Source organism: Martinezella paranaensis, assembly GCF_014200235.1.
Classification (GTDB): Bacteria; Pseudomonadota; Alphaproteobacteria; order Rhizobiales; family Rhizobiaceae; genus Rhizobium; species Rhizobium paranaense.
Genome location: NZ_JACHBI010000012.1, coordinates 167539 through 189297 on the forward strand (window position 1 = coordinate 167539; position 21759 = coordinate 189297).

The following is a 21759-nucleotide window of genomic DNA, read 5'->3' on the forward strand; positions in this document are numbered from 1 at the left end:
CTTACTGCCCCAACCGTTCCAGAATATCCGGGATGTGCACCTGATCGGACTTATAGTTGCCGGTCAGCATGTACATCATGATGTTGACGCCGGTGCGGTAGGCATATTCGCGCTGGGTTTCGTCCGGCGGCACGGTCGGCAGCAGCGGCGAGCCATTGTCGTCGGTCGCCCAGGCGCCGGCGAAGTCGTTGCCGGTGATCATGATCGGGGTCACGCCGTCTGACGAAGCGACCGCATGGCCGTCGCCGCGCGTATCCTGCCGCGCCTCGATCCACAGCGGGCTATCGGCGTAGCGGCCGGGAAAGCTGGACAGCAGGTAGAAGGATTTCGTGAGCACATGACCGGCCGGCACCGGCTCTAGCGCCGGAATGTCGAGATTGGCGAGGATCGCCTGCAGCCGCTGGCCGTTCGGGCTCGGCGTGGTGTTGTCGCCCATCGTATCGATAGCGTCGCGCGTGTCGAACAGCACGGTGCCGCCATTGCGCATATAGGCGTCGATGCGGTTGATGGCATCGGTGGACGGCATCGGCGCGGTGGCGGAAATCGGCCAATAGATGATGGGATAGAAGGCAAGCTCATCCTTGCTGAGATCCAAACCGACAGGCGGACCCGGCTCCAGAGTCGTGCGGTAGGTGAGGAAATCGGAGAGGCCGGCAAGTCCACGCTCGGAAATATGATCGACGTCGGATTCGCCGGTGACGACATAGGCAAGATGGGTCTTGTCGAGCCGCTGATAGGTAGTGTCGTCGCCGGGTTTGGAATCGTCGGCCCAGGAATTCGTCGGATGCAGGAAGGCGGCAACCGAGATTGCGAGCAACAGCACGGCGGCACCGCCGGCGATTGTCTTCGTCGATCTTCTGAGACGCGGGAAGGCACCGTTCATGAAAAGCACGATCAGGCTGTCTGCTAGAAGCACCAGGAAGGCAATGGTGAAGAGGATCGGCTTGGCCGACCAAGCCTCGCCGCCGATCAGCCCCTCACGCGTCACGGATACGCCCGCGCCGGAGACATCCAGCGGCTTGAGTTCTGCGCCATCGGGTAGGACGTTGAGCGCTGTAAAGCCCTCTTCCGAGCCATAAAGGCCGGGCGGGTTGTCGAAGTTGGCCGCGATTGCGTCTTTGTTGTTTGGAGTGAGCGGGCGGGCATTGCCGGTCTCGCTCGTCAGCACGCCCTTGGCGGTCAATAGCCGGAATGGCGGCAGCGCTTCGCTGGTCTTCGGGGTGCTTTCGGCCGAGTTGACGCCGCCGGAGCGGGAAAGTTGCACGATACGGCGCAGCATCTCGACGAAATCGCCCGAGATCGGCAGATCGGACCATTCAGGTTCGGCACTGACATGGAAGAGAACGATGCGACCGGCCTGCATCTGCTTTTCGGTCACCAACGGCGTTCCGTCGGCAAGGCTTGCCCAGGTGCGTTCAGCAAGATCGGGTGTGGGCTCAGCTAGCACCTGGCGCTTGATGAGAACATTGGTCGGCTTCGGCATGCCGGCGAAGGGGCCGAAGGAGGGGAAATCGGCAAGCGGCTGTGGCTCGGCCCAGGAGAGCGCGCCGCCGAAGGTGCGCTCGCCCTGGCGCAACGTAACCGGCACCAGCGGATCGTCGGCGGGAGCGGCTGCAAGGCGCGGTCCGGCGAAGCGCACCAGCGTACCGCCGTTCTGGATCCATTGCTGCAACGGCGCGTAGCTTTCCTGCGGCAGGCGGCCGACATCGGCAATGATGATGACGGAGGGATTGCCGGCGAGCAGCTCGGGGATCGACTTCGCCAGATCCGCGCTGTTCGGTTGGACCAGATCGGCATAGGGCTGCAGGGCGCGCTGGATGTAATAGAGCGGCGACAGGATCGGCTGGAACTCGTCGGCCGCCTGTCCGGACAGCAGCGCCACACGGCGACGCTTGAAACCGTCGTCGAGGAGATGCACGGCGCCGGCGCTCGCATGGCGGTCGATGCTGATGCGGGCGAAATCATTGCGCATTTCGAAGGGGGCAGCGATGGTGCCGGTCGCGACCGTCTGGCCGCCGGCGAAATTCAATGAGCCAGCCGCGATCGGCCGACCCTGATTGTCCAGTGCGCTGAGCCCCAGCCGCAGCGGGCTGCTGCCGTTCAGCCGTGTCGCGGTGACAGTCATGTTGTCGGCGGCATTGGTGGCGCCGGTGATTGCCAGTACCTCGTTGCCATCGCTTTGGATCAGCCGCAGATCGCTGGGCTCCAGGGTGGCAAGCTGGTTGACGATATCGTCCTTGTCCCTGCTTTCGGCGCCGTCGGAAAGGAAGGCGATCGTGCCCGGCTTCGTGCCATTCAACGCGGCCTTGATGGCCTGGGCGGCGCGCTGGCGATCAGGCACCAGCGGCCTTGCATTGGCCGCGTGCAGCTTGTCACGGGCGGCGGCAGCGGCGCCCGGCGTGGTGTCGTTGCTCCGATCTGCGGTGAAGGCGATGGAGACGGGGATGCTTTTGGCGTCCGCGTCGTCGATCAGCGCATCGGCCGTCTGCACACGGCGCTCCCAATCGGCGGCACTCGCCCAGCTATTGTCGATGAGCAGCACCAAAGGTCCGCCGCTCGACAGCGTATTGCTCCGCGGATTGAACATCGGATTGGCGATGGCGAGGATGACCAGAGTCGCAAGGATCATACGCAGCAGCGTCAACCACCATGGGCTGCGCGCAGGCGTTTCCTCGCGCTTCAGGATCTTTGCCAGGATACGCAGCGGCGGAAAGACTTCCGCTCTCGGATGCGGCGGCGTCAGGCGCAGCAGCCACCAGATCGCCGGAAGCAGGATCAATGCGCTGAGGATGGCTGGGGAAGCGAAAGCGAAGGAAAGCGCGTTCATGGCTGCCCCCCAAGCGTCGCTTTGGCGGGCATGCCGGAGAGATACATATGCACGGCGACCAACGCTTCCGATGCCAGCCGGTCGGTGCGGTGGCTCACGAAGGTCCAGCCGAGATGACGCAGGGACTGGCCGAGGTTTTCGCGGCGGGCGAGATAGGCGCGCTGGTAATCTTCACGCAGGTTTTCCGCGCGGCCAGCCACCAGCTTCGCGCCGTTTTCCGGATCCGTGAATTCGGTGCGGCCGCTATAGGGGAAGACCTCTTCGGCAGGGTCGGCGACCTCGACCACGTGGCCGCGCAATCCGCGGCGGGCCAGCGGTCCGATCCGGCCCATGACGCTGTCGGCTTCGTCCAGAAAGTCGCCGATCAGCACGATATCGCTCCAGCCGCGGATCATGGTGGTCTGCGGCAGGCCACCTTCGAGCGGCGTGTGCATCAGGGCGGCCGCCAGCCGTTCGGCGGCGTTGCGGGCGGAGACCGGCTCCATGATGCCGGGGCAACCGATCCTTTCGCCGGAACGGGCGAGGATTTCGGCGAGCGCCAGCATCAGCACCAGAGCACGGCCTTCCTTCGAGACATGGCCGTAGGTTGATTTGTACATCATCGACGGCGACATGTCGGCCCAGAGCCAGATGGTGTGGGCCGCTTCCCATTCATGGTCGCGGATATAGGTATGATCGTCACGGGCCGAGCGGCGCCAGTCGATGCGGGACAGGCTCTCGCCCTCGGTATAGGGGCGGAATTGCCAGAAATTTTCGCCGATGCCGCGCTTGCGCCGGCCATGCCAGCCGGCAATCACGGTGTTGGCGATGCGCTTGGCTTCGACAAGGCAATCCGGCACGAGGGCAGCACGGCTGCGGGCTCGGGAGAGGGCATCATTGCCTGGGGTCGGGCTGACGATCTGTCCGATGGATGCCACGCGCTATACTCTCCTTGACATCCTGGGTTACGATCTCGATCGCTTGATCAACCCGGCAATCACGTCTCGTACCGACATGCCGTCTGCGCGGGCAGCAAAGGTCAGCGCCATGCGATGCTCCAGCACCGGCTCGGCCAGGGCGTGCACATCGTCGAGCGACGGCGCAAGCCGGCCTTCATAAAGCGCACGGGCGCGGGCGCAGAGCATCATTGCCTGGCCGGCGCGCGGGCCAGGACCCCAGGCGACATGCTTGTCTGTCGCTTCATTGCCTTGGCCGGGGCGCGCGGAACGCACCAGGGACAGGATGGCGTCGACGACGCCGTCGCTGACGGGCATCTGGCGGATCAACTTCTGGATTTCCATCAAGCGCGCGGCATCGATCACGGCATGAGGCGTCGCTTCGCTGAGGCCGGTGGTTTCAAGCAGGATCTTGCGTTCGTCGGCAAGCTCCGGATAATCGACATCGACCTGCAGCAGGAAGCGGTCGAGCTGCGCCTCCGGCAGCGGATAGGTGCCTTCCTGTTCCAGCGGGTTCTGGGTTGCCAGGACATGGAACGGCGCAGGCAAATCGTAGCGCTGCCCGGCGATGGTGACATGATACTCCTGCATGGACTGCAGCAGCGCCGATTGCGTGCGCGGCGAAGCGCGGTTGATTTCGTCGGCCATCAGCAATTGCGCAAAGACCGGCCCCTTGACGAAGCGGAAGGAGCGGCGACCGGTCTCATCCTGGTCCATGACTTCCGAGCCCAGGATGTCGGACGGCATAAGGTCCGGGGTGAACTGGACACGGTTGGCGGCGAGGCCGAGAACGGCGCCGAGCGTGGTCACCAGCTTGGTCTTGGCGAGGCCGGGCACGCCGACGAGCAGAGCATGACCGCCGGCCAGCACGGCAAGAAGCGTGTTCTCCACGACGCTTTCCTGGCCGAAAATGACCTTGGAGACTTCGGCGCGTATGGAGGCGATATCTTTCAACGCCTGTTCGGCGGATGCGATGATGGCCTGGTCGTCGAGGCTCGTTTCGGTCGATTTGATCATGCCCATTTGCGTCTCCAACGGCAGAAAAACGGTACGCGCGATTCGCAGACCTTACACATTTGCCCCATAATCAATAGAACTTATCGCCATGAAGATAGCTGACAAGCACGTTTCGAATGACTATCTCGTGAGAGGCGGTCGTATTCGTAACTAAGCACAAACCGGGACGGAAGAATGGCAACCGAGGAAATCAGAGCGGCGAGCGATGCGGCAAGTCTGGCTGCGCTGATTTCGCGCGCGGCCGGAGATGCCGGCGGACGCAAGAAGAGCCTGCCGCCCGTCGATCGCTGGAATCCGCCATTTTGCGGCGATATCGACATGGAAATCCGTGCTGATGGCACCTGGTTTTACATGGGAACGCCGATCGGCCGTGCGCCACTGGTCCGGCTGTTTTCGACGGTGCTGCGCAGGGATGCGGATCAAAAGACCTATCTCGTTACGCCTGTGGAAAAGGTCGGTATCCGCGTCGTCGACGCGCCCTTCATCGCCGTCGAAATGAGCGTGACCGAGCGCGAAGGCAAGCGGGTACTAACGTTCCGCACCAATGTCGGCGACGTTGTCGAGGCGGGCAGGGAGCATCCGATCCGTTTCGTCATCCGCGGCGAGAACGACGAGCTGAAGCCCTATCTCCATGTTCGCGGCCGTCTGGAGGCGCTGGTGACGCGCGCGGTGATGTATGATCTTGTCGAGCTCGGCGAGACCGTTGTGATCGCGGGGCGCGAGATGTTTTGCGTGCGTTCGGGCGGCACGATCTTTCCAGTCATGCCGGTCGCCGAATTGGACGCGTTGACGCGATGAGCGAATTCCCGCTTTATTCCGCCGCCGAGTTCCGGCGCCGTGCGCTCAATCAGAGCGGCGGTCCGATCGAGCTTGCGTGGCGCGACCATGGCGACCACGCGCTCAATCGGGACACCATTTTGCAAGTCGAAGGCCTGAAGCTGCGCGATGCCGCAGTGCTGGTGCCCGTGGTGGACGATGGCGACGACGCCAATGTCATCTTCACGCTGCGCACCTCGACATTGCGCAAACATTCCGGCCAGATCGCCTTTCCCGGCGGCACCATCGACCCGGAGGATGCTTCGCCGGAAATGGCAGCGGTTCGCGAGGCGGGCGAAGAGATCGGATTGGCGGATGTTTTCATCGAGCCGGTGGCTCGGTTGCCCTATTATCTGGCTGCGACCGGCTTCCGCATCACGCCGATCCTCGCCGTGGTCAAGCCCGGCTTCGAACTGGCTCTCAATCCCACCGAAGTCGAGGATGCTTTCGAAGTGCCGCTCTCCTTCCTCATGAATCCCGGCCATCATGTGACCGACAGCATGGTCTGGCAGGGGATGGAGCGACATTTTTACCGCATGCCCTATGGCCCGCGTATGATCTGGGGCATTACCGCCGGCATTGTCCGCACGCTTTACGAAAGGCTCTATTCATGACCTCCATTGCTGGTGAGGCCTGGTTCCAGGACGGAGCGCTGCAGCGGGTGCTGGCACTGTTGAACGCCGATGGCGGCGAGGGGCGTGTCGTCGGCGGAGCTGTGCGCAACAGCCTGCTCGGGCTACCGGTAGCCGATATCGATATCGCCACGACATTGCTGCCCGAGACCGTCGTAGAAAGGGCCGTTGCCGCCGGCATCAAGGCGGTGCCGACGGGCATCGCGCATGGGACGGTGACGCTGGTCATCGACGGAAAGCCTTTCGAAATCACTACCTTGCGGCGCGATGTTGAAACGGACGGCCGGCGTGCGCGGGTGGCTTTCAGCGATGATTGGCAGGCCGATGCCGAGCGGCGCGATCTCACGATCAACGCGCTCTATGCCTCTGCCGATGGCGCAGTCGTCGATATGATCGGCGGGCTTGCCGATCTGGAACGCCGCAATATCCGTTTCATTGGCGATGCGGCGACGCGGATTGCCGAGGATCATCTGCGGATCCTGCGTTTCTTTCGCTTTTTCGCCTATTACGGCAGCGGAAGACCGGATGCGGACGGATTGCGCGCCTGCGCGGCCGCGCGCTCGAAGATCGCGGCGCTTTCGGCCGAGCGTGTCTGGTCGGAGATGAAGAAGCTGCTTGCGGCCAAAGATCCAGGCCGGGTGTTGCTCTGGATGCGGCAGGTCGGCATTTTGACCGAGGTGCTGCCGGAAACCGAGAAGTGGGGCATCGACGCCATTCCCGCGCTTATAGCGACAGAACAGGCGCTCGGCTGGGCGCCCGATCCGCTGCTGCGGCTGGCCGCCATTGTGCCGCCGGATGCCGCGAGGCTGGCAAAGCTTGGCGAACGGCTCAAGTTGTCGAAGGCCGAAGCGGGCTATTTGCAGGACTGGGCGAATGCGCCCGGCATCAAGGACGATGTGTCTGAAGCAGCCTTTAATCGTTTGCTCTACCGCCATGATGCACCCGGCATTGCCGCGCGCCTGAAACTGGCGCTTGCCGTTGCTCGGGGCAAGGCGGAAGGCGATTTCGAGGAGATGGCGCGCGCTGCACGGCTCGGTAAATTGCTGGAGCGGACGGCACGCTGGAAGAAGCCGGTCTTTCCGGTCAATGGCGCAGATGCGCTTGCCGCCGGCGTTGGCGCAGGGCCTCGTGTCGGCGATATCTTGGGTAAACTCGAGCAGCAATGGGTCGACAGCAATTTCGCTATGGACCGGGCGGCTCTTCTCGCCCGGCTCAAGGAACTGATCGAGTCCTGATGCTTATGGTCCAATGATCAGGCGGCGCTTGCTTCGTCGCGAATGCGGGCCTTGATGTTGTCGACCATGTTTTCGCGGATGATCGTCTCGCCATGGGCGTTGCGCATGTGCTCGACAGCGCGGCGAACCACTTCGGCATCATCATTGGCCCGAGTGTGCCAGTCGCAGCCGGGCACCAGAGTACCACATTCGAACAGTCGCATATCTGCCTCCTGATATTTTGACGCCATAAAAGACTTCACGCCACAAACGGCCTGAAGGTCAAAACGCAAAAGGTGGGGAAAGGTTTCGGACGTCCGGCAGGGCCTCCACCCTGCCGGACGATGTTCCGGTATATCAATCCGGCATGGCCCAGGATTTGAAGCAATCCGAAGATTGATACTTCGGAATGGGCGCTTGTCTTGCCGGGCGATCGGATACGATGCGGGCGACGTCGCTTGGCGACTTGCCTGCCAATTGCATTCTGACCTGCTCGATGAAGCAGGAGAGTGGCAGATCCGACCCGCTTCTGATCCTCATGTCTTCAGCCAGCCGCACGACGAATTCCGGCGTATCGACTGCCCGCGAAAGTTTTCGGTCATTCGCGGTTTCTGCCACTTGATTCTGTACTGCCATTACAACCTCCTCCGATTGAAACGAGCATTACCTAACCTCGGTACTCCTCCGAACTAATTCAAGGGTTTTCTTTTATTAGCATTTGCCATTCTAGGGCCAACGCACGACGGGTGGCAAGGACGATAAGATCGACTCTACGTTGCCCCCTGTCTTCAACCCAAATATTGTACCCCTATCGTAGAGTAAATTGAACTCCACATAGCGTCCGCGACGAATTAATTGTTCGTCACGATCCTCCTCGGACCATACTTCATTGAAGTTCGAGCGCACGATCCGCGGATAGACCATCGAAAAGGCACGCCCGACATCGCGCGTGAAGGCGAAATCGGCGTCCCAACCACCTGCTTCCTCCCCAGAATGCAGCCAGTCGAAGAAAATGCCGCCGATGCCGCGCGGCTCATTGCGATGCTTCAAATAAAAGTAATCGTCGCACCAGGTCTTATAGCGCTGATAATCTGCAACCGTATGACGATCGCAAACAATCTGCATCGCGCGATGGAAGAGGACGCTGTCGGCATCCTCCTGTGTGCGGCGCCGGTTGAGCACCGGCGTCAGGTCGGCGCCGCCGCCGAACCAGTGGCTGGTCGTCACCACCATCCGCGTATTCATATGCACGGTCGGGACATTCGGGTTGACGGGGTGGGCGATCAGTGACAGGCCGGAAGCCCAGAAGCGCGGATCTTCCTCGGCGCCCGGAATCTGACTGCGGAAATCGGGCGAGAATTCGCCGTAAACGGTGGACGTATGCACGCCGACCTTTTCGAAGACACGGCCTTCCATGATCGACATGCGTCCGCCGCCGCCTTCACCATTCTCCCGCAGCCAATCCTTGGCGACGAAACGCCCCGGCTCCTGAGCGGAGAGGGGGCCGGCAAGCTCGTCTTCCAACTGTTCGAACTGGGCGCAGATCGCGTCCCGCAGGCTTTCAAACCAGCCCTTTGCCGCTTCTTTCTTCTCTTCGATGTCCTCGGGTAGTCCCTTGGGAAGTTCCGGTCGTTCCATGCATGCTCTCCGGCGATGCGGGCCGCTATAGGCCCGCGATTCTCGTAAGGTCGATTCCCGGTTTGAATATCAGCATCATCGCATCGTCACCAGCGCGCTGGGCTCGCCGGAGAATCGACTCGCAAATTGCCAAATGCGGTATTATCTTCCCTCTCGAAGGCGAGGTTTCATGATGAAGATACCCGGACCGCCGCCCCTTGACGGGTTGAGACGCAGAATATCACGTTACCGGCAGGAAGCGTCCGCCGGCGGGAAAAGTGATTTTGTCCGCGAGACTTTTTGTCTCAGCCGCCCGGAAGCGCGCGCCAAGGCGCGCGAGTGGTTCGATGAATTTCCGAAAGCCGCCTATTGGACCGAAGTCGAAAGCTGGCGGCAGGTGGAAGGCGATCGCATCGAATTCACCATGCGACGCCTGCCGTCCGCCGATTGAATCGGCGGAATGTCTTCAGGCGGTCGAACGCTGGCAATTGATCATCCACGGCACGCCGAATTTGTCGACCAGCATGCCGAAACGCTCTGCCCAGAAGGTTTCATCGATCGGCATGGTCACCGTGCCGCCCTCCTGCAGCGCCGCAAACAGTTTCTCCGCTTCTTCCGCCCTGTCAATTTGAACGGAGATCGAAAAACCGTATTTCTTGCCGGTTTCACCCGGCCTGCCGTCAGAAGCCATCAAGACCGCATCGCCGACCGTCAGCCGCGCATGCATGACTTTCTCGCGCCAGTGCTCCGGCGTTTGGCTCGCCACATTCGGATGGCTGTAGTCCATGATAGTGAGTTCACCGCCAAGGCATTGGTGGTAGAACTCGAGGGCTTGCCGGCAATCGCCGTCAAAGATCAGATAGGCATCCAGACGCATGACGTTTCCTCCATCTGTCATCTGAGAATGCCCTACAACATAGGCTTCTAAAGTGGCGATAATGTAATGCCGGGGAAATCTCTGTATTGCTGAGCGAAATCAAAACACAAGGATGGGGAGGTCGAAGCGGCTATTGCGTGTTTCGCAACCGGCTCTCGATCAGCAGCCCGCTTTCATCCAGGATCGGATGCGCCACCGAGACGATGTGGGCATTGATGCGCTTCAGGTCGCGCAGCATGTCGAGGTGCAGCGAGCTGGTCTGCAGGCTGTCGACACGGCCGTCGCGCAGGCGTTCGAGGTGGCGCTCGGAGGATTGCTTCTCTAGCCGGCGAACGTCGACCTTCACCTCCATGAGTTGGCGGGCGAGGTTGAAATCGCGGGTGACGAAGATGGTCTGGGCGATGCGCAGATTATCGATCGTCAGCTTGAAAAGGCTCTGCAGCTCCTGATAGCCATCGTCGGAGAAGGTCAGACCTTTGCCGATCTTTTTCGCCACCTGTTCGGCCAGACCCTTTTCGATGATGTCGCCGATATGTTCGAGGTTGATGGCATAGTCGATGATGACGATCGAGCGGCGGCCGTTTTCGTCGTCCAATCCTTCGCGCCCGAGCTTGGAGAGATAGATCTTCACCTCCTGCTGGATCCGGTCGACGCGCTTCTCCAGAACCGCAATTTCCTTCAGAGGCGTCAGATCATTGTTGTTGAAGGCGTTTTCCGTGCGGATCAGCATGCGCTCGATGAGGTCGCCGACGCCCAGAACCTCGCGCGTCGCACTGGCAAGTGCGACGACTGGCGTGTTGAGCGCGTTATGATCGAGAAATTTCGGTCCGTCGTCGGCCTGCGGATCGTTGGCCACGAGCCGCTGCATTGTTTTCGACAGGAAGGACGAGAAGGGCCAAGCGCAGAGCGCGAGGGCGATATTGAAGAGCAGATGGACGTCGACGGGCAGCTTGGCCGGCGAAAAATGCAGGGCTTGCAGCCACGCGCCGATATAGCCCGCAAAGGGCAGAACGATGAGGCACCCGATGGTGCGCACGATCAGATTGCCGAGCGTCACCCGCCGCGCAGTGGCAGGGCCGGAGAGGGTGGCCATGACCGGCGGGATCGCGCCGCCGAGATTGGCGCCGAGCACGAGTGCGACTGTCAGGGCCGGAGAAAGGATGCCAGTCGAGGCGAGCGACAGGATCAGCACGACCATGGCAAGGCTGGACGACGAAACGAAAGCGAGCACGGCTGAAAAGATCAAAGCCACGGGCAGGGCGCCGTCGAGCAGCTCAATAAAGGCGGCAAGCGCCGGCGATTGCCGCATCGGCGCAGTGGCAAGGCTCAGCAATTGCAGCGACAGCAGCATGAGGCCAATGCCGATCAGCGCCGCACCGGCGCCTTGTTTGGCGGTGGACGAGCGGCGATAGAGCACGATGCCGACGAGAACGAGCAGCGGCGACAGCCATTCGATACCGGTCGCGACGATCCAGGCTGTCACGGCGGTACCGACATTGGCGCCGAGCAACACGATCTGCGCCATGCTCGGCAAGACAAGCTCGCGCTCCACGAACGAGGCGATCATCAGCGCCGTTGCGGTCGAGCTCTGCAGTGCCACCGTCGCCACGAAACCGGAGGTGAAGGAGCGGAGCCCGCTACGCGTGCCGCTGGCAAGACCGGTTCTGAGTTTGGCGCCGAAGGCGCGTGATACACCATCCTTTACTTGCGCGAGGCCGAACAGCAGCAAAGCAACGGCGCCGAACAAATTGATCATCACGATGGTGGATTCCATTTCGTCTTTTTATGTCTTTCTCATGCCATCGTGTTTTCAGCAATTATCGGAAATCAAGCATAAGCTTCTGAAAAGGCATGATTTTCAGTGCTTTTTCCTGTCCGATGAACGGGCGGCGATTTGATTGCCGGCTAAATATAATATGCCTCTTATGGCCCGCGCTTCAACACTGCGAGCGACATATCTGAACAATATTTGCGGAGCGCCTGATTTTAATGCGGCTTCGGCGGCTGCATTTCACCGGATCGGTCGGTTTTTCTCGGCGGGATGTCGGGCAACGTTTTTTCAGAGAAGGCTTCTTTCACCTTATCGATCGTTGCGGGCCGCCGCGTCGTGCGCTCCGAAGACCGTGGGACGGTGGTTTCGGCTTTCGACGCCTCCGGCTCGGCCACCACATGCAGGGTCGGCGCCGCTTCAGACTCCTGCGAAATCGTGGCATCGGCCAAGATCTCTTTCAGCACTCTGGTGACAGGCAGGTGGCCAGCCAAATCCGTGTTGGTGTGGTGCCAGGCATGCGGAATGTGCTGATCGGTCGAAATGAATGGTCTGGAGTTCATCTCGCCGAACCAGTCCCATTCGCCGATGATATCGACGACATCAGTAAAGATCGGTGGCATGGCGATGCGGGTGCCGATAGTGACGATCTTCAATCTCTTCGCCAACGTCTCGGCGCGGACTTGATCCTGCTTGTAGAGGTCGTGAAGGGCGGCCGAAATAACCAGATTGCCTTTCGAGTGGCCGGCCAGCAGGCGGAAGGAGAAGCGGGGGTCGGCAAGAAGCGCACGCACAGTCCTGGTATCGAGGCTGGTGCGCGAGGCCGTTTCGCCATCATTCTTGTCGGTGGCTCCGAATTTCGGCCGCCCAGCAAAATCGTCCAGCATTTCGAAGACCGGTCGTAGACCCCTCAGATGGCCGAAGAAGAAGTGGCCGCCAAAAGCCTCGGTGACGATGTCGGCCAGGCCATATCCGGAGACGACGACGGCGACCGGCGCGCCGATCGCGTCAGCGACATTGCGGGCGAAGGCGGCCGCACCAAGGGCGGAGCCACCGATGCCCGCGATGGCCAGTGCCGGGGCATTGCCGCCGCCGCGAAGCGCGAACTCCTCCAGCGTTTCGCAGAGTGTGATCGCAGCCCCGCCGCTCGGCGGCACGATCATGATCGAGCCTTCAGCCGCAAGCGAGCCGCTGAGGTAGAAGGCCTCATCCGGGGTGATGACCTTGACGTCATAAAACAGCGCGTCGAGCGCAGTGTTGCGCTGGCGAAGAGCTTCCAGGGTGAGATTGCGTAGCGGCGAGCGCTGTAGCCGCTCGGGGAGGCTGAGGGTGCGCGCGAATTGAGTGAGGGTGAGCGTGAATGCCGTCTGGAACATGGGTCACCTCGCCAAAGCTGCCGTTAGGTTAGGTAAAGCATTCCAGAAAAAGCTTCTCACACTTTACCCGACGTGCCAACGACAATTGGCCGTCGTGGCACCCAGATTTGCCGCGACATTTACGACCAGTTCGTCTGCCGCAGCGCCTCACCCGAAATCATCGCCGCGGACATGGCGACATTGATCGAGCGCTGTCCGCCAACCATCGGGATCAGGATGCGGCCATCGGCCTTTTCATGCACATGATCGGGCACGCCGGCGCTCTCTCGGCCGAAGAGCAGGATGTCGTCTTTGCGAAAGGCGAAATCCGTATAGCGTTCGGCTGCTTTGGTGGAGGCGAGCACCAAACGCCGCCCGCTTTCCGCCCACCAGGCTTCGAAACGCTCCCAATTGACATGCCGCGTCAGCGCGACGGCGGCGAGGTAATCCATGCCGGCGCGCTTGAGATTGCGATCCGATATGTCGAAACCTGCCGGCTCGATGATGTCGACGCCAAGGCCGAGGCAAGCGGCGAGTCGGAGGATCGTGCCGGTGTTGCCGGGAATGTCGGGCTGATAGAGGGCAATGCGCAGCGAAGTCATATTCTGCAACTAACGAAATTGCCGAGAGTTGTCTTCGCTTTTTGTCGAATCCCCCTGGTTTCCGTGATGTCCTCATCAGGAGAATTGAAGATTCCGGCGTGTTTTTAGGCACATTTCGCTTTTCAACGCGATCAATGCACGGTAAAACACAACCGCTCTACAACTTGCGACAGAGGAGGCTCAGATGAATAATTTGTTTGTGATGATGCGCCTCCCGGCCGTGATCCCATGGCGATGATACAGGCGCTTTAAGGCGCGTTTTGCAAGTTTCCCCCTTTTGATTCATTGCGCGGCCGATAGGGCCTCGTTCTTTCATCACCCGGCCACCATATCAGCCTGCGGTCCCTTTAGACGCGGAAGTGGTAGCCGAAGGGTCGAGTCTTTGGAGCATTTCATGTTTGGCTGGTTCGAACAGCGACTAAACCCTTTTCCGAGCGAAGTGCCGGACGTCCCGCCGCGGGGTCTCTTTGCCTTCTGCTGGCATTATACCAAGCCGGCCGCGCCCTGGCTGATCGCTATGGCCGTTCTCACTATGCTGATCGCCATCGGCGAAGTGGCTTTGTTCCAGTTCCTGGGCGCTATCGTCGATTGGCTGTCGCATGCGGACAAGGCGACATTCCTGCAAACGGAGTGGCATAAGCTCTTCTGGATGGGCGCGATGGTGCTGGTCGGCCTGCCGCTGGCGGCCGTGCTCGATTCCATTATCATGCACCAGGTGCTGCTCGGCAATTATCCGATGATTGCCCGCTGGCAGATGCATCGCTTCCTGCTGCGCCACAGCATGACCTTCTTTGCTAACGAGTTCGCTGGCCGCGTCGCCACCAAGGTGATGCAGACATCGCTTGCCGTGCGCGAAGCGGTGATGAAGATCCTCGATGTCTTCGTCTATGTCGTCACCTATTTCCTGTCGATGATCCTGGTCATCGCTGCAGCGGACTGGCGGCTGATGCTGCCGATCCTGGCGTGGCTCATAATCTATGTCGGCATCGTCAGCTATTTCGTGCCGCGACTGCGCAAGATCGCAGCCGCTCAGGCCGATGCACGCTCTACGATGACGGGGCGGGTGGTCGACAGCTATACGAACATCGCGACGGTGAAGCTGTTTTCGCATGCGGGCCGTGAAGAGGGCTATGCCAAGGCCGGCATGAGCGAATTCCTGCAGACCGTCTACGGGCAGATGCGCAAGGTGACGCTGTTCTACATCGCGGTTTACGTCAACAACTGCGTGGCTTTGTTCGTCATCTCGGCACTGTCGATCTGGTTCTGGCTGAGCGGTTCAATCTCGATCGGCGCCATTGCCATCGCCATCGGGCTTGCCATGCGCGTCAACGGCATGTCGCAATGGATCATGTGGGAAGTCTCGGCGCTGTTCGAGAACATCGGCACGATCTATGACGGTATCGAGATGCTGACGAAGCCGCATGACATCGTCGACGTGCCGGCAGCTCCCGCGATCACGGCCAAGCAGGGGGCGATCCACTTCGATCATGTCCGCTTCCATTACGGCAAGGCCAAAGGTGTCATCGACAATCTGACTTTCGATATCCAGGCGGGTGAGAAGGTTGGTCTCGTCGGCCGCTCCGGCGCTGGCAAGACGACACTGATGAACCTGCTGCTGCGTTTCTACGATCTCGAAAACGGGCGCATCACCATCGATGGCCAGGATATCGCCAAGGTGACACAGGATAGCCTGCGCTCGCTGATCGGTGTGGTGACGCAGGACACATCGCTGCTGCATCGCTCGATCCGCGACAACATCGCCTACGGTCATCCGGAGGCGACCGATGCGGAGGTGATCCAGGCGGCCAAGCGCGCCAATGCCTGGGAGTTCATCGAAGGGCTGTCGGATATGCAGGGCCGCACGGGGCTCGACGCCCAGGTCGGTGAGCGCGGCGTCAAGCTTTCCGGCGGCCAGCGGCAGCGTATCGCGATTGCCCGCGTCTTCCTGAAGGACGCGCCGATCCTGGTGCTGGACGAGGCGACCTCGGCGCTCGATTCCGAAGTGGAAGCGGCGATCCAGGAAAACCTCTTCGCGCTGATGCAGGGCAAGACGGTAATCGCCATCGCCCACCGGCTGTCGACGCTGACCGAGATGGACCGCCTCATCGTGCTGGACAAGGGCCGCATCATCGAGACGGGCACCCATCACGATCTGGTCCAACACGGCGGCATCTATGCCGACCTTTGGAACCGGCAGTCCGGCGGGTTCCTGGCGGATCACGAAGAGGCCGAGGCGGCCGCGGAATGAGAAGAGGGGCGGGCTTCGGGCTCGCCCTTTTTTGTTGAGGCTATTTATTGCTGAGATCTGGCTGAAAGAGGTTACGGGCCATCCCTGCGGCGGTTCCCACTATGTCAAATGTTGTGTCGTTTGACCGTTAGTTCAAATCCAAGCGATTGCATTACTGCAAGGACGGACTTCAGCGTCGGGTTGCCATCCGATGCGAAGGAGCGGTAGAGCGCTTCCCGCGCCTTACCAGTCTCTTTCGCTATTCCAGTCATGCCTTTTGTGCGGGCGACGACGCCGAGCGCATGGGCGATATATCCTGCGTCACCGCTTTCAAAGGCGTCCCTCATGAATTCATCGACGGCGTCGTTGGAAGTCAGCGCCTCTGCGGGATCGTACGGGATTAATTTCTCAGGCATCAAATTCGTCCGCATTTTTGGCGAGCATTTTCGCTTGTTCGATATCCCTGGCTTGGCTGCTCTTATCGCCGCCACACAGGAGGATAATGATCTCTCCGCCGCGTTGAACAAAATAGACTCGGTAGCCCGGTCCGTAATGGATACGCATTTCATTCACGCCGTCGCCGACCGGTTTGATGTCTCCCATAAGACCAAATGCTAAGCGGGAAAGTCGTGCAGCAATCGCCGCTCGAGCGCGCTCATCCCGAAGCCGGCGTTCCCAGCGTTGATAAGTAACTGTCTGGAGTATGCGAAGCATGGAGCGTCCGTAATATATAAATCACAATAGTATGAGTATCAAGCTGAAATAGACATGGTTCTGAATTCCGACTCATTGGTGACTTTGTACTGCAGCCTCCAATTGTGGAACATGACAAAAATATAAGATTCCATAACCACTCACTTTCCTTTGCTCCCCCGGTGAAACCTCCTATATCGCTGGGATGCTGATCCGTTCCGTCTATCGCCTGTTCGAAACCTGGATTGATCCCTACTACCGCACTGGCGATCTGCGTCCGCCGCGGTCGCTTTGGGCTTTCATCTGGTATTATGTCGGCCAGGCGAAGGGGCCGTTTTTGGCGATGGCGGCGCTCGGCGGCGCGGTGGCGGTGCTGGAGGCGGCGCTGTTCTGGTTTGTCGGGCATCTCGTCGACATCCTGGACAAGGTGCAGCCGGGCGCGGGCTGGGCAGGGTTGCTGTCAGGCCACGGTGGCGCGCTGCTCGGCATGGTTTTCGTCGTGCTGGTCGTCCGTTTCGTTGTGGTCAGTCTCGGGGCGCTGGTCGAGGAGCAGGTGGTTGTGCCCGGCTTTCTCAATCTCGTGCGCTGGCAGGCCTATGTACATGTCGCGCGCCAGTCGGTGAGCTTCTTCCAGAACGATTTCTCCGGCCGCATCGTCACCAAGGTCTGGTCGGCGGGGCAGTCGACGGGCGATCTCGTCGTGTCGCTGCTGCAGGTGGTCTGGTTCATCATCATCTATGCTGCCTCGACCATAGCGCTGGTCGGCGGGCTCGATTGGCGCCTTGCGCTGGTGATCGCGGTCTGGATCGGTATCTTTTCACTGCTCGCCCGCTATTTCGTGCCGCGCATCCGGCGCCATGCGCGCAACGCCGCCGAGGCGTCGTCGATGTTGAACGGCCGCATGGTCGACACCTATGCCAATATCCAGACGCTGAAACTTTTCGGCCGCGAGGAGCAGAACGACGATTATATCCGCAACGGCTTCGATCACTTCCAAGGCGCCGTCATGCCGTTCACGCGGCTTCTGACCGGCGTGCGCTCGTCGCTGGCGCTCCTGTCCGGGGTGATGATCACGACGATTGCGGCGCTCGCCATCCACCTCTGGCTCGCCGGCGAGATTTCCACCGGCGGCGTCGCCTTCACGCTCAGCATGGTACTGCGGCTCAATATGCTCTTCGGCCGCATGATGGCGCAGTTCAATGCGATCATGCGCAATCTCGGCACGATCCAGAATTCTGCTGAGATGATCTCCGAGCCGATCGGCCTGGTCGATCGTCCGGGCGCCAGAGACCTGCAGATTGTCCGTCCGGAAATCCGCTTCGAGCGCGTGAGCTTCCACTATGGTCGCGGCAGCGGCGTCATCGACGATTTTTCGTTGACGGTCCGTGCCGGCGAGAAGGTCGGCATTGTCGGTCGCTCCGGTGCCGGCAAGACGACGCTCGTCAATCTGCTGCTGCGTTTCTATGATCTCGAAGGCGGGCGCATCCTGATCGATGGCCAGGATATCGCCACGGTGCGGCAGGAGTCGCTGCGTGGAGAGGTTGGCATGGTGACGCAGGACACTGCGCTGCTCAATCGTTCCATTCGCGACAATATCCTCTTTGGCCGTCCGGAGGCGAGCGAGGAGCAGATGGCACAGGCGACCCGGCGGGCGGAGGCGGACCAGTTTATTGTGACGCTGGAGGATCAGAAGGGCCGCAAGGGCTATGCCGCCCATGTTGGCGAACGGGGGGTCAAATTATCCGGTGGCCAACGCCAGCGCATCGCGATTGCCCGCGTCATGTTGAAGGACGCGCCGATCCTGGTGCTGGATGAGGCGACGTCGGCGTTGGATTCCGAGGTCGAGGCGGCGCTACAGTCCAATCTGGAAGCATTGATGGAGGGCAAGACGGTGCTCGCGATCGCACATCGCCTATCGACCATCGCCAAGCTCGACCGGCTGATCGTCATCGACAAGGGCAGGATCATTGAAGAGGGCGCCCACGACGAACTGATTGCCCGGGGCGGTCTCTATTCAGAACTATGGGCGCGTCAGTCCGGCGGCTTCATAGCAGCCGAAGCCGAGTAGTTCCCGCACAAGCTTGCGCAAAATCAAAGCGTTATTTCGAAACGCTGAATTCCGTCATCAGCCCGAAATGGTTCGATCCCATGGCATCGGGTATCTGCTGTACGGATTTCAGCCGCAGCGGGGCGCGCGCGAAAACATGATCGATGGAGATGCCATAGCCGCCGGCTATGATCGGCCAGGTGGCGGGTTCAGGGAAGGCGTGGCGTAGACTGGTGTCATTGAGGAAGGCCCGCATATCGGGTGCAATGACCGAGGCGTTGAAATCGCCGGCAAGGATCAGCGGCCCCTGAACATCCTTTAGGATCGGACCGAGGATATCCAACTCTATTTCATGAAACTCGTCGAAATAGGGTTTACTGAGATGAGCGGAGGCAAAGTTGACCGGCTGACCGTCCATATCGATGGTCGCCAGCACAAAACGATTGTCCCAGAGGCTGCCGAGACTGCGCATTACCTGCGTCTGGAACGGCCGTTTCGACAGCAGTAGGGAATCGCAATCGGTGGTCATGATGCCGCAGCCGATATAGTTGGGATAGACTTTGGTTATCCGCTTCAGTTCCGATTGGATCGGGCCGGCCTCGAAGATTTCCACGACATCGGCTTTCGAGTTGACGATGAGATCAGCGATCCGTGCGCCGTTTTCGAAGTTACTGTCTTCAATATTGAAAGAGAGTAGGGTGAAGCTCTTGCTCTCATCGGCGACTGCCGGCGGGTTCATCGGAGGCGAGGCGGCGTATTCGCGCAGCATCACGACGGAATGGACGGTAAGCCCGGCACCGACAGCCAGCAGGAAAACCGCATACCAATGCCGCTTGAAGAGAAGGGCGAGCAGGGCAAGCGCGATGCCGAAAAGGCTGATGTGGGTCTGCAGGCTTTCAAAGAAGGCGAGCAGCCAGAGATCGGTTACATAACGCGCCGCAAGGATGGCCAGCGCCAATGTGGCAAGGACGCATAGAACGCAGTAGATCGTGTGTCTCATAGTCATGTCCTCAGCCGTATTCGTCGGTGGCTTTGAGAGCGGCGGCGGCATCATAAAGGCACACAAGTCACTGCTTAAATCCACTCGGATTTAAGGAGTAGGAAGTAAGACTTAGCATCAATCAATCGTCAGGATGCGGTCGACTATGTTGCAATGCAGCATTGAAATCGCCGTTTCTTTCGCGGTGCATTGCGAAAAACTATTATGCATATCTGATGATATTTCATGTGCTTACGCCTGCTTAAGCGATGGCGTGGATTCTAAGTCCGGCGCTTGCGGCTAAATAGTGCAGTTTTCCCGCGACATTGTGCCCCCACCCCTTGCCAAGACTGGACATAATTTGCGATCAAGCTTAGAACGCGGCGGGTTACGGAGGAATCTATGGCGGAATTATGGTCGCGTTGATTCGTCGTTAGTGAGGGGGTACCGCAGCGCCTAGCTGCGGGTTTTGCGGAAGAGGATGGTCCGGCATTGAGCGAGCATACTACGACAGGTGAAACCACGGGCGAGCCGACTCGCCGAGATTTCCTTTATCTGACGACGGGCATGGCTGGCGCAGTAGGCGCCGTCGCGGTCGCCTGGCCGTTTATCGACCAGATGCGGCCGGATGCCTCGGCGCTCGCTCTTGCTTCCATCGAAGTCGACGTCTCGAGCCTGGAACCCGGCATGTCGATGACGGTGAAATGGCGCGGCAAGCCGGTCTTCATCCGCAATCGCACGCAGAAGGAAATCGACGATGCGAAGGGTGCGCAGATCTCTGATCTGAAGGACCCGGTTGCCCGCAATGCCAATCTCCCGGCCGATGCGCAAGCCACCGATGTGGCCCGTTCGGCCGGTGATGGGAAGGAGAACTGGCTTGTCATGGTCGGCGTCTGCACGCATCTCGGCTGTATACCGCTCGGTCAGGCGGGAGAATATGGTGGCTGGTTCTGTCCCTGCCACGGTTCGGTCTATGATACCGCCGGTCGCATCCGCCATGGGCCTGCGCCCCAGAACCTCGCCATTCCAGTATATGCGTTCACCGCAGAAAAAAAGATCAAGGTCGGTTGAGGGGGAACTGAATCATGAGTGGTCATTCGTCTTACGAGCCATCTACGGGGCTCGAAAAATGGGTCGACGCGCGGCTGCCGCTGCCGCGTATGGTCTATGACAGTTTCATCGCCTATCCGGTCCCGCGCAATCTGAACTATGCCTATACGTTCGGCGCCATGCTGGCCGTGATGCTGGTCCTGCAGATCCTGACCGGCGTCGTTCTCGCCATGCATTATGCGGCCGATACGACGATCGCCTTCAACTCGGTCGAAAAGATCGTCCGCGACGTCAATCATGGTTGGCTGCTGCGCTACATGCACGCCAACGGCGCTTCGTTCTTCTTCGTGGCGGTCTATCTGCACATCGCCCGCGGTCTTTATTACGGCTCCTACAAGGCGCCGCGCGAAATCCTCTGGATCCTCGGCGTGATCATCTATCTCCTGATGATGGCGACGGCCTTCATGGGCTATGTTCTGCCCTGGGGTCAGATGTCGTTTTGGGGGGCGACCGTCATCACCGGCTTCTTCTCGGCCTTCCCCTGGGTCGGCGATTGGATCCAGACCTTCCTGCTCGGCGGCTTTGCCGTCGACGACCCGACCCTCAACCGCTTCTTCTCGCTGCATTACCTGCTGCCGTTCATGATCGCCGGCGTCGTCGTCCTGCACATCTGGGCGCTGCATGTCACCGGCCAGACGAACCCGACCGGCGTCGAGGTCAAGTCGAAGACCGATACCGTGGCCTTCACGCCCTATGCGACGCTGAAGGATGCGCTCGGCGTCTCCATCTTCCTGCTGGTGTTTGCCTATTTCGTCTTCTATCTGCCGAACTTCCTCGGCCATGCCGACAACTACATTCCGGCCAACCCACTGAAGACGCCGGCCCACATCGTTCCGGAATGGTACTTCCTGCCGTTCTACGCGATGCTGCGTTCGATCACCTTCAACATCGGCCCGATCGATTCCAAGCTCGGCGGCGTTCTGACGATGTTCGGTGCGATCATCGTGCTGTTCTTCCTGCCCTGGCTCGACACCTCGAAGATCCGTTCGGCGGTTTATCGTCCGTGGTACAAGCTGTTCTTCTGGCTGTTCGTCGCCGATGCC

General features: G+C 60.3%; 21 protein-coding genes. 8 read left to right on the forward strand and 13 right to left on the reverse strand.

Annotation, left to right across the window (positions count from 1 at the left end):
• Position 1 precedes the first annotated feature (1 nt).
• From GGD50_RS25075 to GGD50_RS25085, 3 genes are read right to left on the reverse strand one after another with little or no spacing between them, the layout of a single operon-like run.
• Entirely contained in the window at positions 2-2827 is a 2826-nt protein-coding gene (locus GGD50_RS25075) for a DUF4159 domain-containing protein (RefSeq protein WP_107108683.1), read from the reverse strand.
• Positions 2824-3744, reverse strand: coding sequence for a DUF58 domain-containing protein (locus tag GGD50_RS25080; RefSeq protein WP_107108682.1), 921 nt, complete (start codon positions 3742-3744; stop codon positions 2824-2826). Before GGD50_RS25080 ends, GGD50_RS25075 begins: the two co-directional genes overlap by 4 nt.
• 27 nt (positions 3745-3771) lie before the next feature.
• On the reverse strand, positions 3772-4785 hold the full coding sequence (locus GGD50_RS25085) for an AAA family ATPase (protein WP_107108681.1): 1014 nt from the start codon (positions 4783-4785) through the stop codon (positions 3772-3774).
• Between the two features lie 168 nt (positions 4786-4953).
• On the opposite strand from GGD50_RS25085, the gene GGD50_RS25090 reads away from it, so the two are divergent.
• The 3 genes from GGD50_RS25090 to GGD50_RS25100 are packed head-to-tail and all read left to right on the forward strand — an operon-like array spanning position 4954 to position 7462.
• On the forward strand, positions 4954-5577 hold the full coding sequence (locus tag GGD50_RS25090) for a DUF1285 domain-containing protein (RefSeq protein ID WP_107108680.1): 624 nt from the start codon (positions 4954-4956) through the stop codon (positions 5575-5577).
• Positions 5574-6209, forward strand: coding sequence for an NUDIX hydrolase (locus tag GGD50_RS25095; RefSeq protein WP_107108679.1), 636 nt, complete (start codon positions 5574-5576; stop codon positions 6207-6209). Before GGD50_RS25090 ends, GGD50_RS25095 begins: the two co-directional genes overlap by 4 nt.
• On the forward strand, positions 6206-7462 hold the full coding sequence (locus GGD50_RS25100) for a CCA tRNA nucleotidyltransferase (protein ID WP_107108678.1): 1257 nt from the start codon (positions 6206-6208) through the stop codon (positions 7460-7462). The genes GGD50_RS25095 and GGD50_RS25100 overlap by 4 nt, the downstream gene beginning before the upstream one ends.
• A 17-nt stretch (positions 7463-7479) precedes the next feature.
• Here GGD50_RS25100 and GGD50_RS25105 read toward each other — a convergent pair whose 3' ends face one another.
• The 3 genes from GGD50_RS25105 to hemF all read right to left on the reverse strand — a co-directional run bounded on the left by GGD50_RS25105 (position 7480) and on the right by hemF (position 9079).
• Positions 7480-7665: a DUF1059 domain-containing protein gene (locus tag GGD50_RS25105; protein WP_104825157.1), complete on the reverse strand. Its 186-nt coding sequence runs from the start codon at positions 7663-7665 to the stop codon at positions 7480-7482.
• A gap of 133 nt (positions 7666-7798) precedes the next feature.
• Positions 7799-8077, reverse strand: coding sequence for a hypothetical protein (locus GGD50_RS25110; protein WP_107108677.1), 279 nt, complete (start codon positions 8075-8077; stop codon positions 7799-7801).
• 90 nt (positions 8078-8167) lie between these two features.
• Positions 8168-9079, reverse strand: coding sequence for an oxygen-dependent coproporphyrinogen oxidase (gene hemF / locus GGD50_RS25115; protein ID WP_107108676.1), 912 nt, complete (start codon positions 9077-9079; stop codon positions 8168-8170).
• Positions 9080-9248: 169 nt separating this feature from the next.
• Here hemF and GGD50_RS25120 point away from each other — a divergent pair, with 169 nt between their 5' ends.
• Complete coding sequence (locus GGD50_RS25120) at positions 9249-9509, forward strand: hypothetical protein (protein ID WP_107108675.1); 261 nt, start codon at positions 9249-9251, stop codon at positions 9507-9509.
• A 15-nt stretch (positions 9510-9524) separates the two neighbouring features.
• Here the strand turns inward: GGD50_RS25120 and GGD50_RS25125 are convergent, their stop codons facing one another.
• The 4 genes from GGD50_RS25125 to GGD50_RS25140 all read right to left on the reverse strand — a co-directional run bounded on the left by GGD50_RS25125 (position 9525) and on the right by GGD50_RS25140 (position 13660).
• Positions 9525-9935: a VOC family protein gene (locus GGD50_RS25125; RefSeq protein WP_107108674.1), complete on the reverse strand. Its 411-nt coding sequence runs from the start codon at positions 9933-9935 to the stop codon at positions 9525-9527.
• A 130-nt stretch (positions 9936-10065) separates the two neighbouring features.
• Positions 10066-11709, reverse strand: a complete 1644-nt coding sequence (locus GGD50_RS25130; protein ID WP_107108673.1) for a Na/Pi cotransporter family protein — start codon at positions 11707-11709, stop codon at positions 10066-10068.
• 212 nt (positions 11710-11921) lie between these two features.
• A complete protein-coding gene (locus GGD50_RS25135; protein WP_107108672.1) occupies positions 11922-13079 on the reverse strand; it encodes a hypothetical protein in 1158 nt (385 codons plus the stop codon).
• A 119-nt stretch (positions 13080-13198) separates the two neighbouring features.
• Positions 13199-13660 (reverse strand): tRNA (cytidine(34)-2'-O)-methyltransferase, encoded by a 462-nt coding sequence (locus GGD50_RS25140; protein WP_107108671.1) that lies wholly within the window; start codon positions 13658-13660, stop codon positions 13199-13201.
• Positions 13661-14054: 394 nt separating this feature from the next.
• On the opposite strand from GGD50_RS25140, the gene GGD50_RS25145 reads away from it, so the two are divergent.
• Positions 14055-15908 carry an ABC transporter ATP-binding protein gene (locus GGD50_RS25145; RefSeq protein ID WP_107108670.1) on the forward strand — a complete coding sequence of 618 codons (1854 nt, stop codon included), beginning with the start codon at positions 14055-14057 and terminating at the stop codon, positions 15906-15908.
• A 104-nt stretch (positions 15909-16012) separates the two neighbouring features.
• Here the strand turns inward: GGD50_RS25145 and GGD50_RS25150 are convergent, their stop codons facing one another.
• A complete protein-coding gene (locus tag GGD50_RS25150; RefSeq protein ID WP_107108669.1) occupies positions 16013-16303 on the reverse strand; it encodes an addiction module antidote protein in 291 nt (96 codons plus the stop codon).
• Positions 16296-16601 carry a type II toxin-antitoxin system RelE/ParE family toxin gene (locus GGD50_RS25155; protein ID WP_107108668.1) on the reverse strand — a complete coding sequence of 102 codons (306 nt, stop codon included), beginning with the start codon at positions 16599-16601 and terminating at the stop codon, positions 16296-16298. Before GGD50_RS25155 ends, GGD50_RS25150 begins: the two co-directional genes overlap by 8 nt.
• Positions 16602-16785: 184 nt before the next feature.
• Between GGD50_RS25155 and GGD50_RS25160 the strand changes: the two genes are divergently transcribed.
• Positions 16786-18648: an ABC transporter ATP-binding protein gene (locus GGD50_RS25160; RefSeq protein ID WP_107108667.1), complete on the forward strand. Its 1863-nt coding sequence runs from the start codon at positions 16786-16788 to the stop codon at positions 18646-18648.
• Positions 18649-18679: 31 nt separating this feature from the next.
• On the opposite strand, the gene GGD50_RS25165 is transcribed toward GGD50_RS25160, so the two are convergent.
• Positions 18680-19627, reverse strand: a complete 948-nt coding sequence (locus tag GGD50_RS25165) for an endonuclease/exonuclease/phosphatase family protein (protein WP_107108848.1) — start codon at positions 19625-19627, stop codon at positions 18680-18682.
• A gap of 471 nt (positions 19628-20098) precedes the next feature.
• Here GGD50_RS25165 and petA point away from each other — a divergent pair, with 471 nt between their 5' ends.
• Both petA and GGD50_RS25175 read left to right on the forward strand, forming a co-directional pair.
• A complete protein-coding gene (gene petA / locus GGD50_RS25170) occupies positions 20099-20677 on the forward strand; it encodes a ubiquinol-cytochrome c reductase iron-sulfur subunit (protein ID WP_107108666.1) in 579 nt (192 codons plus the stop codon).
• Between the two features lie 14 nt (positions 20678-20691).
• The coding region (locus GGD50_RS25175) for a cytochrome b (protein ID WP_183939836.1) at positions 20692-21759 on the forward strand (1068 nt) is incomplete at its 3' end.